The organism is Melissococcus plutonius ATCC 35311 (assembly GCF_000270185.1).
GTDB classification, from domain to species: Bacteria; Bacillota; Bacilli; order Lactobacillales; family Enterococcaceae; genus Melissococcus; species Melissococcus plutonius.
The window spans coordinates 1,670,714-1,684,154 of record NC_015516.1 but is presented as its reverse complement, the minus strand read 5'-3'; the positions used below and the strand labels follow the sequence as shown (position 1 = coordinate 1,684,154).

Here is a 13,441-nt window from a genome sequence, read left to right as displayed (position 1 = left end):
TTACTGTTTTGGTGACGTAGATAAGAAGCAGATTCATGTTTAATTTATCTTGTAAGCATGACTGGTCAGTCATAATGAAACATGATAAAATACAAGGAAGATAAAGGAGTAGGAAAAAGATGCTGAACACAGAAGAATTTGATTTTTATTTACCAGAAGAATTAATTGCCCAAACACCTTTAGAAAATAGAGAAAGTTCACGTTTGCTAGTTCTCAATAAAAAAACGAAGGAAATGGAAGATAAGCACTTTTATGAAATAATTGATGAATTAAATTCAGGAGATGCACTTGTCATGAATGACACGAAAGTATTGCCTGCACGTTTATATGGTGAAAAAAAAGAAACAGGTGGACATTTAGAGGTTTTATTACTGAATAATACAGCTGGAGATAACTGGGAAGTCTTGATTAAACCAGCACGTAGAGCAAAGGTTGGAACAGAAATTACTTTTGGTGATGGTCGTTTGAAAGCAACTGTCAAGGAAGAATTAGAGCATGGAGGTCGTATTGTTACCTTTGATTATAATGGAATATTTTTGGAAATCATAGAATCTTTAGGTGAAATGCCATTACCACCCTATATAAAAGAACGATTGGAAGATCCAGATCGTTACCAGACTGTTTACGCAAAAGAAACTGGTTCCGCTGCTGCACCTACAGCTGGATTACATTTTACAGAGGAATTATTAGAAAAAATTGAAAAAAAAGGAATTAAGCTCGTTTATCTGACATTACATGTTGGACTTGGTACCTTTAGACCAGTCAATGTTGCGCATATTGAAGAACATAAAATGCATAGTGAATTTTACCGTCTAACAGAAGACGCCGCTGCTCAGTTAAATGAAGTACGCCAGACAGGCGGTCGAATTGTTGCAGTTGGAACAACTTCTATTCGTACATTGGAAACGATTGGCTCAAAGTTTAATGGTGAAATTCATGCAGATAGTGGTTGGACAGATATTTTTATAAAACCGGGATACACATTTAAGATAGTACAAGCTTTTATAACAAATTTTCATTTGCCAAAATCCACACTGATTATGTTGGTTAGTGCTTTCTCTGATAGAGAATTTATTTTCAGTGCCTATACTCATGCCGTTAAAGAAAATTATCGATTTTTCAGTTTTGGTGATGCAATGTTTATCCATTAATAAGTAAAAGGAGAAATCGATTATCATTGTATTGTTTCATTAATTTCTCTTTTTTGAATAGATGAAATAATCATCAAAGATAATTATTTTTAAAAAATATACATCAAAGATTATTTTAGAATTTATTAATTAAAAAATATAGATAAAGACGATTAGGATTAATAATTTATTTATTATTTAGTGTTTATTTATTTTTTTATTAATTGTTTAATGATTACTATGATTACTAGCAATTCTATTGCTATAAATTTTGATAAATGATTATGTTACAGAATAAAAGAGGCGTGAAACAAATTTTCCTTTGTTCCATGCCTCTTTTTTATTATTTTAATTTTCTTTTGAATCGTTCATTTGCTCTGTGCTATTTTCATTATCTGTCAATTTTTTGAAAGTGAAGATATCTTCAATCGTTACACCGAAAACATCAGCAATATCATGGGCTAAAAGTAAAGATGGATTGTACTTGTTCCGTTCAAGTTGAATGATTGTTTGTCTTGATACACCTACGCGATTCGCTAATTCTTGTTGTGTCATACGTTTCATAGCACGGTATACATGAATTGAACTATCGAAAGCTGAGTTCTTTTTCTTTGGCAATTGAATCCCCTCCTTATATATTTATAATATTAAATAAAAATGTGCATAGCAAATATAACATATCTTATTTTGTGTTACAAATATACATATCAGTTTTTTTAAAAAAATATTGCTAAATTTACAATTTTTTTTTAAAAATTAGTATAAATAGTTTTTTTTGCATTTTGTAAACGTATTCAGTTTTTTGATTGTATAGTATGATAAATTTAAACTTTTTTTAAAATTTACGTTTGTTATTTTTTTCAGATTTATTTTTAGATTTTTAAATTCCTATGTTTTTTTATTAAGTAATTATATTCTTTTTGTTGCTAATTATTTATTGAATAGTTTAATTTTTTTAAATTATTAAAGTTGGAAAAATAATCAAATATTTAAGACAATTGATTCTAAAATTAAATAAATTGTTTTATATTTTTTATCAATTACCCATTCTAGTTAATATAAATTTTTCAAACAAAAATAGCTTTTTGTTTGAAAATGAAGTATTGATGTTTGAATCATTTCTAGTTTTCATGCTATAGTGAAAGAAGATAGCTGGAGATATATACTATATAATAGAAGGAAAATGGGGGAATAGGATGGAAGCATACAAACAATCTATTGATCAAGTAAAAAATGAGTTAAATAGCAATGTTACACAAGGATTGTCTCAAAAGGAGGCAGAAGATCGTCTAGCACAATATGGAAAAAATGAATTTGAAGAAAAACCAAAAGAGTCAATTATCAAAAAATTACTATATAGTCTATCAGGTTTTACCACGATTATCTTACTGATTGCAGCGATTATTTCATTTTACACTACGATTGCCACAAGTCATGGTGATTGTTTTGAAGGAATTTTAATTATTGCTATTGTTATTATTAATGCTGTTTTAACAATTGTTCAGGAAGGAAATGCAGAAAAGTCTTTAGCAATGCTTCAAGAGATGAATAAACAAAGCTGTTTGGTTTTACGAGATGGAAAAATTGAAAAAATTGATGCAGAAAAATTAGTTGTAGGAGATTTAGTTGCCTTAAAAGTCGGAGCAATGATTCCAGTTGATGCTAGATTAACACAGACAATGCAATTAAGGGTAGAAGAATCTGCTTTAACAGGAGAAAGTGAGCCGGTAGAAAAAGATGCTAATTATGTAGGTGAAAAAGAACAATCGATTGGTGATCAGCATAATATGGTTTTCAAAGGTTGTACGGTAGTCAATGGAAGAGGACAGGCTATTGTGACAGCAACAGGAATGCAAACAGAAATGGGAAAAATCGCTGGCCTTTTAAATGAAAATACCAATGAAAAAACACCTATGCAAAAAAAATTAGATCAACTTGGAAAAAGAATTAGCTTGTTAGCTTTATTGGCAGCAGGTTTTGTTTTTCTATTAGGAACATTACAAAATGAACCTTTATTAGAAATGTTTATTACTGCAATCTCATTGGCAGTGGCAGCTGTACCAGAAACTTTAACCGTTATTGTTACTCTAACCTTGGCATATGGCGTACAAAAAATGGCCAAAAAGCATACAATTATCCGTAGATTACCAGCTGTAGAAACATTAGGTACAACGACAGTCATCTGTTCAGATAAAACAGGCACCTTAACTCAAAATAAAATGCATGTCCGTAGAGTTTGGTATAGTGGGAACGAAGCTATTGACACAGAGGATACAATGACCGATGAAGCAATGAATGTATTAAAAATGGCTGCTTTGTGCACAGATGTTTCAGTTGAGAATGAAGAAGGAAATGTAATTGTTCGTGGAAATCCAACTGAAGCGGCAATTGTTCGCATAGTAGAAGAAAATTATCATACAAAAGCAGAATTAGAGAAAGAATATCCACGGATTGATGAAATTCCCTTTGTCTCAAAACGAAAAATGATGACAACCATACATAAAATGGGAGAAAAGTATCTTTCTATTACCAAGGGGGCTTTTGACGTATTGGCACCACGTTTTTGCCATGGGGATATTGAACAAGCATCGATTATTAATGATCGCTTTGGTAAGCATGCTTTGCGTGTAATTACTGTTGGTTATGCGATTTATGATAAAAAACCAACCGATGTTACCACTGAATCTATTGAAAAAAACTTACATTTATTAGGCTTAATTGGTATTATTGATCCACCGAGACCAGAAAGTAAAGCGGCGATTAAAAGAGCTAAAAAGGCAGGAATTAAAACAGTGATGATCACAGGAGATCATGTAGTTACTGCTAGTGCCATTGCTTAGGAATTAGGAATTCTAAATTCTAAGTCAGAAACCTTAACAGGCGCTGATTTGAAAAGAATGATGGATGAAGAACTGGATCAACGAGTCAAGCATTTATCTGTTTATGCACGTGTTACACCTGAAGACAAAATCCGTATTGTTAAAGCGTGGCAAAGAACCAATGCTACTGTGGTAATGACTGGAGATGGTGTGAATGATGCACCGGCGTTAAAAGCAAGTGATGTTGGTTGTTCTATGGGGATTACCGGAACAGATGTTGCACAAAATGCTTCAGACATTATTCTGACTGATGATAATTTTGCAACGATTGTTGATGCAGTAGCACAAGGACGAACCGTTTATAGAAATATTCAAAAAGCTATCAATTTTTTGTTAAGTTGTAATATTTCTGAAATCTTTATTGTATTGATTGCAATGTTGCTTGGCTGGGGTGCACCCTTTTATGCTGTACAATTATTATTTGTTAATGTCGTTGCAGATGGATTACCAGGATTTTCATTAGGAAAAGAACCTGCTGAAAAAGATATTATGGATGCTGCACCCTTGCCAAAAAACGGCCCAATCATTACTAAAAAGTTATGGCGGCAAATTTTAATGAATACAATTATTTTTACCATCATTACGTTACTTGGTTTTTACATTGGTGCGAATGTGAATGAAATTTCTCACTGGCTTAAACCAAGTGAAGCAGTGGGACAAACAGTGGCATTTTTAATTCTTGCTTATTCTTCTATTTTACATGTATTTAATGTTAGAAGTAGTGAATCTATTTTTAAAATAAAGTTATCAAGTAATAAATCATTAGTTGAAATGAGTATTCTAGCCATTGCTATTACCACCTTGATTGCTTTATTGCCTGTTACACAAGAATTATTTTATTTAGTGCCAATTAGCTTAAATCATTGGTTATTAGTGATTTTCCTGTCACTCATCCCTAATTTTATTAATGAATTAGTTAAATTTCATTATACACCCAATGATAAAAATGATTAAATGAATGCAAGTTAAATAATATACAGTTTCTTATTTAAAAACCAAATTAAAAAAGTTGAATGAAGATCAGAGATTTATTTCTTTCAACTTTTTTAATTTGCTCCTTTTATTAAATAAATTTATATTTAATAGATTCGTACAATCATTTATTTTACCATATTTTGTTCGCTAAACTTATTTATCATTGTTATAATGAATAAGGCAAATCATTTTTTTACATGTCAGGTAATGATAAAAATTAAAATATCAGAAATAAAAAATAAATTAATGATAGTAACATTTCTAGTCTAATTTTTATCAATAAAATGGAAATAATTCTATATAATTTTATCTTTATAGGATGAAGGAGTGTGGGTAAGATGCTTATATTAAATTTTATTATATTAATTGCCATGATTATGGTTGCTGCATTTTTTGTAGCAAGTGAATTTGCTTTAGTTAAAATTAGAATCTCTCGTTTAGAACAACTGAAAAATGAAGGAGTTAAAAATGCTGAACTAGCTTTTCAAGTTACACATCATCTAGATGCATATCTATCAGCTAGCCAGCTAGGTGTTACCTTGACAGGGTTGGTTATTGGTTGGGTTGGAGAAGGATCGGTTGCTGATTTACTACATCCGCTTATCGTAAATTTGCCATTTGGAAATACAGCGGCACGAACGATTTCTATTACTTTGGGATTCATTATCGTGATATATGTTGATGTTGTAATGGGCGAGTTATTACCAAAAAGTTATAGCATTGTGCAAACAGAAAAGGTTGTTTTAGCGATTGTTAAACCACTCCATTATTTTTATAAACTTATGTATCCATTTATTTGGTTGTTAAATCATTCTGCTGCACGTTTAGGAAAATTAATTGGTATTCCTTTAGTTACCGAGGGAGAAGAAATTTTAACACAAGATGAACTTCTTTTGGTTGCTGTTGAGTCCTATCGAAGTGGGGAAATTACCAAAGAAGAATACGATTATCTAGAAAATGTATTCGAATTTGAAGATACTTTAGCTAGAGAAATTCAAATTGATCGAACGGCTATGGAAGTTTTGGAATCAGATGAAACGGTTGAGGAAGCGATTCAGCATTCACTGGAACAGGGACATACTAGATATCCAGTTATTCGAAAATCAAAAGATGATATTGTTGGTTATGTTACATTGTCAAATTTAATTAAAGCATCATTTCAAGATAAAAATCAAATTCTTGATCAATTGGTAGAAGAACCAATTATCGTTTTAGCTTCTACACCAATCCAATATTTATTAACACTAATGCGTAAAAATGGAAAACATATCGCCATTTTGAAAGATGAATATGGTGGAACTAGTGGTATGGTAACGATGGAAGATATTCTTGAAGAATTGGTAGGAGATATTCGTGATGAAACAGATCTTGAAAATTCATTTATCAATAAAAAAGATGATGGTAGTTATATTATTTCTGTAAATTAACATTAGATGATTTTCAACGTTACTTCCATGTAAAATTAAAAATTTTTGAAATTTCAAAAATGAATACTCTTGCTGGTTTTATTGTTGAACAAGCAAAAATACCAATAAAAGCTGGACAGATTTTTACCTTTGCTCCCTTTACTTTTGAAGTGATTGATTATGAAAATGCACATATCAACTATATTAAGGTCCGACGAACGACTGAACCTACAAAAAAGCAGTTATAAAGAAAAGCTTTTGACAGCTAGTTTTTTAATTAAGAAAAAATAGGGAATCATTTAAAAATAGTCAATTGAACAGACGATGATTTGATAGCTTGGATACTAGCTAATTGAATAATCACGTATAAATACTAAAATAAATGAAGTACCTAAACTAAATAAAACTTCAAAAAGAAAAGGAAAAAATAGTATGATTGATATAGAAGAAGTATTAGAAAAGTTTTCGTCCAATCAAAAGATAAATTATGATCAAGTACTCAAAAAGGTCATTGCTGAATGGCAAATAGCGGAAATACGGCCAAAAGTTTTACTTCATAGTTGTTGTGCACCTTGCAGTACCTACACATTAGAATATTTGACTCAATATGCAGATGTAACAATTTACTTTGCGAATACAAATATTCATCCAGCTACTGAATATGCACGTCGAAAGCTTGTACAAGAAAAATTTATTGAAGATTTTAATCACAAAACAAACAATCAAGTCAACTTTATTGCTGCTCCTTATGAACCTAATCAATTTATTCAAATGGTTCAAGAAAAAGAATTAGCAGAAGAACCAGAAGGAGGTGCTCGTTGTACAGCTTGTTTTCATCTACGGTTAGATGCAGTGGCGGAAAAGGCTCAAGCGGATGGTTTTGATTATTTTGGCACAGCACTCACTATCTCACCGATGAAAAATAGTCAACAGATTAATGAAATAGGGATTGATATTCAAAAGTTTTTTGATACACATTATTTGCCGGGTGATTTTAAGAAAAATAATGGATATAAACGTTCGATTGAAATGTGTAAAGAATATGATGTTTATAGACAATGCTATTGTGGCTGTCTATTTGCAGCAAAGCAGCAAGAAGTAGATTTAAAGGAAAGGAATAAAGAGGCAAAAGCTTATTTGAAAGAACAAGGTATAGATCTAAAACAAGCAATTCATATGGAAAGAAAAGCATTTTTGGAAGAGATGAAAAAACAAATAACTATTCATTCTTAACCTAAACATTGATTGCAATGAACCTCTTACCATTCTCTAGTCATATAAGTAGTAGAAAAAGCAGTTTTATTTGATTTTTATAATAATAGCTAGCTTTTACTTCGATAATTCTATTTCCTTAATAAATGTTTTGGCAGCTATCTGTAACTCAGTGAGTTTTTCTTGAGTATGAGCTTTGTTGTCAAGCAGTTTTGCATAATCAGACAATTGCTTTAAAAAATCATTGAATGGTGATAAATTTTGATTAATTGTTGATTGGTCGAGTAAATGACATAAAGTGATAAAGATATCTGTAATCTGTTGGCTATTTTTTGATTCATAGATCTTTTTTTCAATAGTAACAAGTAATTGTTCTTTTTCTATGCTCTTTTTTCGACTATGATATTGTGTATATTCTTCTGACAAGATTTGATAATCTTTTTCCTCTGGCAATTTATAATCAATAGAATTGCCGATTTTTTTATCATTTTCTAATTGTCTAGCAAGAGCTAAAATTTCCAAATCATCATAATAAGACAACTGTTTTTTCTGAATTAACGTCATTAACTGATCAATAAAAAGTGCATTTTTTACGTTTTCTTGCATGGTATCTTTAATGAGATGAACAACATAATCAGATAGATCACCAAATAAAATCCACTCTACTGTTGTATTGCCCAAAATTGCTATCTTTTCTAAACGCTCTTTATTTGGTAGGTTATTGCCTTTTTCCCAATTATTTACTGTACTTGCACTTGAATTCCCAATTAGTTTTGAAAAAGCAGCCATTGAGTAGTTGTGTTGTTTTCTAATTTTTTTAATTCTTTCGCCTGCTTCTGCCAATTCTATTTTCACTTTACTTCCTCCCCTAATAGACAATTTTAACTATAGCATATTTTTCATATTTATTGTTAGTTTTTCTTGTGGATTTTTTAGTAAAATGGTATGATTTATTTACCGAAAAAAATTCAATATTAAAAGGTTTTATTATTTTACAAAAAATTTATTTGTATTTTTATTTTTTTATATTTTTACCGAAATTTATTCATAATAAGGAGGAGAGCAATGAGAAAAATAAGACAAATTGAAAGATGGAAAAATCAACAAACCAATCAAATTTACACAAAATTGCATAAACAGCAAAAACAAACGAGTGAACATTTAAATAAACAACAATTGATTGAACAATATGAATATTTTGTCAATATAACCTTCTGTGCTAATATTTTTCATAGAGGTATTGATTATGCAAGTAATATTTACAATCAAATTGTAAAAATGGAAGCGACACGATTGTCTAACTATATTATTCAACAAGCACTAGAACAGATAGAACTTGAAGAATGGCTTTATAGTATTCATAGAAAGAAAGTCAGTTTATTAAAACATTCGCCAATTAAAGATAAACATCAAGGATTTTCCCTTCTTTTTGGTTTAACTGGGGGATACAGAAAAAAATATGAACCGACTAGAAAAACAATTAAACAATTTTATTTAATTATTTGTACAGAAGAAAGAAAAACTTATCTTCGTTATTGGTTTGATCAATTTCAAGTTCAATTGAATTATTATAGAAGAAAAAGACAATATTACAAATGGTTATTAAAAAATTATCTTTGGTTTTAAGTTATAACAACAACGAATTTTGCATAATTCTAAATAAATAATTAGTAAATTAAGATTGAATCGTTTTGTCTTTTTGGTATAAAGATAAATTGTTTCTAATTAAATTTGAAGATAAAAAAATCTAGTTTGACAAATGCTTATTTCACTTAAAAAGGATAGTTATAGAAGTGATTAATCTCTTAAATAATAGTAAACAATAAAGCATTGTTTACTATCTGTTATTTATTAGTTATATTTATCATAAATACTCTATTAAAAATAAGTTGATAATGAATATACATAGAAATCATTTTCTGTTAAATTGAAAAGGTTGCTTATTATTTTCAAATATTCCATTTATTTTTATAGGTTATATTTTTAAATTAAGCAGATTATTTCTTTGTTTTTATTCATTATGTTAAACTTTCTAGAAGAATGAATAGATTTATCCCGATTTAAACATCAAAAAATAGAAATGATTAAGAAGAATAAATAAAAAATTGAATTTTTCTTATTAATATAGGGAGGTAGTCACCAAACATGGCAGATAATGGAGAGAAAAAAACTTCAGAAACAAATCATCCAAGTGAAAATACAACCAATGATAATCAGATGACAAATCAGGATCAAACTCAAACTGGAATACCTGATGATAAAAAAAGAAAAATCAGAATCCATCTACAACTGATCAAGAAAATAAGAATAATCAAAATATGAAGCAACAAAATAGCGCAATGCCTATGATGAATCAACAATATAATAAGGTAGCAACAAAGACAGATAGGCATATGTCTGACACATCAACCATGCAAAATATGCCTATGGATCATAAAAATTCAGACAATAATCATTCAAACCAAGCGATGCCTGACATGTCAGGAATGAATCATATACATAAAAATATGTCTGGCATGGACCATATGAATATGGATGAAGAGATGTCTGGCATGTCAGGTATGCATATGCATATGGGAAACTTTAAAATTCGTTTTTGGATTTCTGTTGTATTATCTATTCCCATTTTGTTGTTTTCAAAAATGATGGGTATGAGATTGCCTTTTCAATTTAATTTTACTTATTCCGAATGGGTTGTTCTTTTCTTTGCGACTATTTTATTTTTTTATGGTGGTCAACCATTTTTTAGTGGCGCTAAAAGTGAATTAAAACAAAAAAATCCAGCAATGATGACCTTAATTACCATGGGCATTTCTGTTTCTTATGTTTATAGTATCTATGCGTTTATTGTCAATCAATTTACTTCAGGTCATACGATGAATTTCTTTTTGGAGCTGGCGACATTAATTGATATTATGCTATTAGGTCATTGGATTGAGATGAATGCTGTTTCTAATGCTAGTGGTGCACTACAAAAAATTGCTGAATTATTACCAAACTCTGCTCATCGGTTAAATGGCAATCATCAAGAAGACATTCCTTTAAATGAAGTCAAAGAAAGAGACCATCTAATTGTTCAAGCAGGTGAGAAGATGCCTGCTGATGGAAAAATTATTAAAGGCAGTACCTCGGTTGATGAGTCCATGGTTACAGGCGAGGCTAGGAGTGTACCAAAAAAAGAAGGGAATACAATTATTGGTGGTTCAGTCAATGGAAGTGGAACAATTGAAATAGCGGTAACAGGTACCGAAAAAAGTGGCTACTTAGCACAAGTAATGGAAATGGTAAAACAGGCACAAACTAGAAAATCAAAATTGGAATCTTTATCTGATAAGGTAGCAAAATGGCTGTTTTATGTTGCATTATTTGCAGGAATTGGAACTTTTATTGTTTGGTTTCTAATTACAAGAAATATCGCTATGACATTTGAAAGGATGGTCACAGTTTTTGTTATTGCTTGTCCGCATGCACTTGGGCTTGCTATTCCTCTAGTTATTGCTCGAAGTACTTCTATTGGTGCCAGACATGGTCTACTGATTAAAAATCGAAATGCTTTAGAACAATCAAATAGTATCAACTATGTTTTGTTAGATAAAACAGGTACATTAACAGAAGGAAAATTTACAGTTGTCGGCCTAGAAATTTTAACAAATACGTATGATGAAAAAGAAGTGTTAAAGTATATTGGTGCATTGGAGAAAAACTCAAATCATCCACTTGCAGTTGGGATTATGAATGATTTAAATAAACAGAAGATTCAATCCTATCAAAGTGAAAATCAACAAAATATATCTGGAGTTGGAATTTCAGGTAAAGTAAATGGCAAGATTGTAAAAATTGTAAATGAAAAAGAAATTGAACGATTGATGTTTACTGTTGATCTAGCTACCAAACAAAAATATCAAAAGCAGGGAAATACGATAAGTTATTTGATTATTGAAAAACAATTGGTTGCACTTATTGCTTTAGGCGATGAAATAAAAAAAGAATCCAAGAGATTCATCCAAGAATTGGAAAAACAAAAAATTACCCCAGTAATGCTAACTGGAGATAACGAAATAGCAGCAAAAAATGTGGCTGAACAGTTGGCCATTTCTGAATATTATAGTAATTTATTACCAGAAGATAAAGAAAAATTGGTTCAAAAATACTTAAACGAAGGAAAAAAAGTGATGATGGTAGGAGATGGCATTAATGATGCTCCAAGTTTAGCTGCTTCAACAATTGGGGTTGCAATTGGTGCAGGAACCGATGTGGCCATTGAATCAGCAGATGTTGTATTAACAAACAGCAATCCAATTGATATTCTTCGATTTTTTGATCTAGCAAAACAAACACGTAAAAAGATGATTCAAAATCTTTGGTGGGGAGCCGGTTATAATATTTTTGCCATCCCGTTGGCGACAGGAATACTGGCACCTATAGGAATTGTTTTGAGTCCAATGATTGGTGCTTTATTTATGTCCTTAAGTACCATTATTGTAGCTATTAATGCGTTAACACTAAAAATTCATGGTGAAGAAACCAATCTTTAATAGAAATAAAAATCAGACAGAAAAAAGATAAAAAGTTAAATTTTTCTGTCTGTTTTTTTGAAAAAATTTCTATAATAAATAAAATATTTATTCATTTATCAATTAATGAATGAAAAGTTAGAATTTTTGCCAAATAAATTATTCTATTTTATGATATGCTCTATTAAATTTTCATGAAAGGAGCATATTAGATAACATGAATTTTAATAAATTACTGAAATTTGAAATACAAAAATATTTAGAAATTCTTGATGAAGGATTTTACACCATGCAACCAATCTGTGTAAAAAAATTTACTGAGCAATTATTGATTAGTAAGAAAACTTTTTATCGTTATGTGAATAGAATTCAAGCATTGATTAAAGATTACGAATTTCAAAAAAATTTAATGGTGAATATTTCATCTACTGGCTATTTAATTATTGAAGAAAAAAGAAGTGGTGCATTTTTAGATTTTCGTTTGCAATTCTTGCAAAATATTCCTGATATTTGGTTGCTTAAACAGGTTATTGAGAAAAATACAATTAATCTAGGAAAAGCGACATATATTTATGGAATTAGTGAATCAAGTTTGCGAAAAAGCTTAACAAGACTACAAAGGCAGCTAAATTCAATTGGTTTAATAATAACAAGAGCAGACTATCAATTGGTCGGTTCTGAACTTCAAATTCGTTATTTTATTCATTCTTTTTATCGCTGGTTAGGATTATCGATAGATGAATCAACTGAAAGTAAAAGGATTGTTGAATGGAGTTGTTCGTTTTTTGGTTTAATGATTAATGTATCACAAAGACATTGGTTATCTCAAATGGTAGCTATTCTTTTATGGCGTTTCGAATTGAAAAAGCAGATCGATCAAAACGAAATTCATATTTTTCAATTAGCTGAATCTAATAATTTTGTTCTTTTTTATGATTGGTTTATAAAAAAAATACGATTGCCTTCAGAAGAAATACAATTTTTATATTTAATTTTACAAGCTAAATTCTTCTCTTTTTTTAAACGTCGTTTTCATGATTTATGGTTTTATGAACAACAAACAAAGCCAACACGATTATTTGAGTTAACGGTTTACATAATGAAGCAATTAAGGGAACAATTTAGAGAATATCCGCTTATATTTACAGATGATTCTTTCATTTATTTTTTCGTCTTCATCTTTATTATAGTCTATTCAAAAATTTTTCATTTTCTGAATTAATTGAACGACAGGAAAAAGAACAGACTTACTCAGAGACCTTTAAGCGTTTAGAATATTTTGTCAATGAAATGACATATCCTACTGCTTTTTTTCTAATAAAATA

General features: G+C 29.9%; 8 protein-coding genes and 2 pseudogenes. 8 read left to right on the top strand and 2 right to left on the bottom strand.

The features are described 5' to 3' along the window. The first annotated feature begins 119 nt into the window (after window positions 1-119). A complete protein-coding gene (gene queA, locus MPTP_RS07330; RefSeq protein ID WP_013774494.1) occupies window positions 120-1,151 on the top strand; it encodes a tRNA preQ1(34) S-adenosylmethionine ribosyltransferase-isomerase QueA in 1,032 nt (343 codons plus the stop codon). A 327-nt stretch (window positions 1,152-1,478) separates the two neighbouring features. On the opposite strand, the gene MPTP_RS07325 is transcribed toward queA, so the two are convergent. Next, window positions 1,479-1,748 carry a helix-turn-helix transcriptional regulator gene (locus MPTP_RS07325; protein WP_013774493.1) on the bottom strand — a complete coding sequence of 90 codons (270 nt, stop codon included), beginning with the start codon at window positions 1,746-1,748 and terminating at the stop codon, window positions 1,479-1,481. Between the two features lie 578 nt (window positions 1,749-2,326). Between MPTP_RS07325 and MPTP_RS07320 the strand changes: the two are divergent. The 3 genes and pseudogenes from MPTP_RS07320 to MPTP_RS07310 all read left to right on the top strand — a co-directional run bounded on the left by MPTP_RS07320 (window position 2,327) and on the right by MPTP_RS07310 (window position 7,623). Beyond that, a pseudogene (locus MPTP_RS07320) lies at window positions 2,327-4,963 on the top strand (cation-translocating P-type ATPase). Between the two features lie 359 nt (window positions 4,964-5,322). Beyond that, window positions 5,323-6,638: pseudogene (locus tag MPTP_RS07315) on the top strand (hemolysin family protein). A 184-nt stretch (window positions 6,639-6,822) separates the two neighbouring features. Continuing rightward, complete coding sequence (locus tag MPTP_RS07310) at window positions 6,823-7,623, top strand: epoxyqueuosine reductase QueH (protein WP_013774490.1); 801 nt, start codon at window positions 6,823-6,825, stop codon at window positions 7,621-7,623. A gap of 96 nt (window positions 7,624-7,719) precedes the next feature. On the opposite strand, the gene MPTP_RS07305 is transcribed toward MPTP_RS07310, so the two are convergent. Beyond that, window positions 7,720-8,457: a helix-turn-helix domain-containing protein gene (locus MPTP_RS07305; protein WP_013774489.1), complete on the bottom strand. Its 738-nt coding sequence runs from the start codon at window positions 8,455-8,457 to the stop codon at window positions 7,720-7,722. 210 nt (window positions 8,458-8,667) lie between these two features. Between MPTP_RS07305 and MPTP_RS07300 the strand changes: the two genes are divergently transcribed. The 4 genes from MPTP_RS07300 to MPTP_RS07290 all read left to right on the top strand — a co-directional run bounded on the left by MPTP_RS07300 (window position 8,668) and on the right by MPTP_RS07290 (window position 13,338). Then, window positions 8,668-9,228, top strand: coding sequence for a hypothetical protein (locus MPTP_RS07300; protein WP_013774488.1), 561 nt, complete (start codon window positions 8,668-8,670; stop codon window positions 9,226-9,228). Window positions 9,229-9,747: 519 nt separating this feature from the next. Further along, window positions 9,748-9,924, top strand: coding sequence for a hypothetical protein (locus MPTP_RS09730; RefSeq protein ID WP_013774487.1), 177 nt, complete (start codon window positions 9,748-9,750; stop codon window positions 9,922-9,924). Window positions 9,925-9,950: 26 nt separating this feature from the next. After that, the gene (locus MPTP_RS07295; RefSeq protein WP_375782330.1) at window positions 9,951-12,137 is read left to right on the top strand and encodes a heavy metal translocating P-type ATPase; all 2,187 of its coding nucleotides are present in this window, start codon (window positions 9,951-9,953) and stop codon (window positions 12,135-12,137) included. 196 nt (window positions 12,138-12,333) lie between these two features. Continuing rightward, a complete protein-coding gene (locus MPTP_RS07290) occupies window positions 12,334-13,338 on the top strand; it encodes a helix-turn-helix domain-containing protein (RefSeq protein ID WP_013774485.1) in 1,005 nt (334 codons plus the stop codon). Window positions 13,339-13,441 lie beyond the last annotated feature (103 nt).

Coding starts and splice junctions, on each gene's coding strand:
- MPTP_RS07310 (WP_013774490.1), top strand. CDS start 6,823: ATGATTGATATAGAAGAAGTATTAGAAAAGTTTTCGTCCAATCAAAAG.
- MPTP_RS07295 (WP_375782330.1), top strand. CDS start 9,951: ATGAATCAACAATATAATAAGGTAGCAACAAAGACAGATAGGCATATG.
- queA (WP_013774494.1), top strand. CDS start 120: ATGCTGAACACAGAAGAATTTGATTTTTATTTACCAGAAGAATTAATT.
- MPTP_RS09730 (WP_013774487.1), top strand. CDS start 9,748: ATGGCAGATAATGGAGAGAAAAAAACTTCAGAAACAAATCATCCAAGT.
- MPTP_RS07300 (WP_013774488.1), top strand. CDS start 8,668: ATGAGAAAAATAAGACAAATTGAAAGATGGAAAAATCAACAAACCAAT.
- MPTP_RS07290 (WP_013774485.1), top strand. CDS start 12,334: ATGAATTTTAATAAATTACTGAAATTTGAAATACAAAAATATTTAGAA.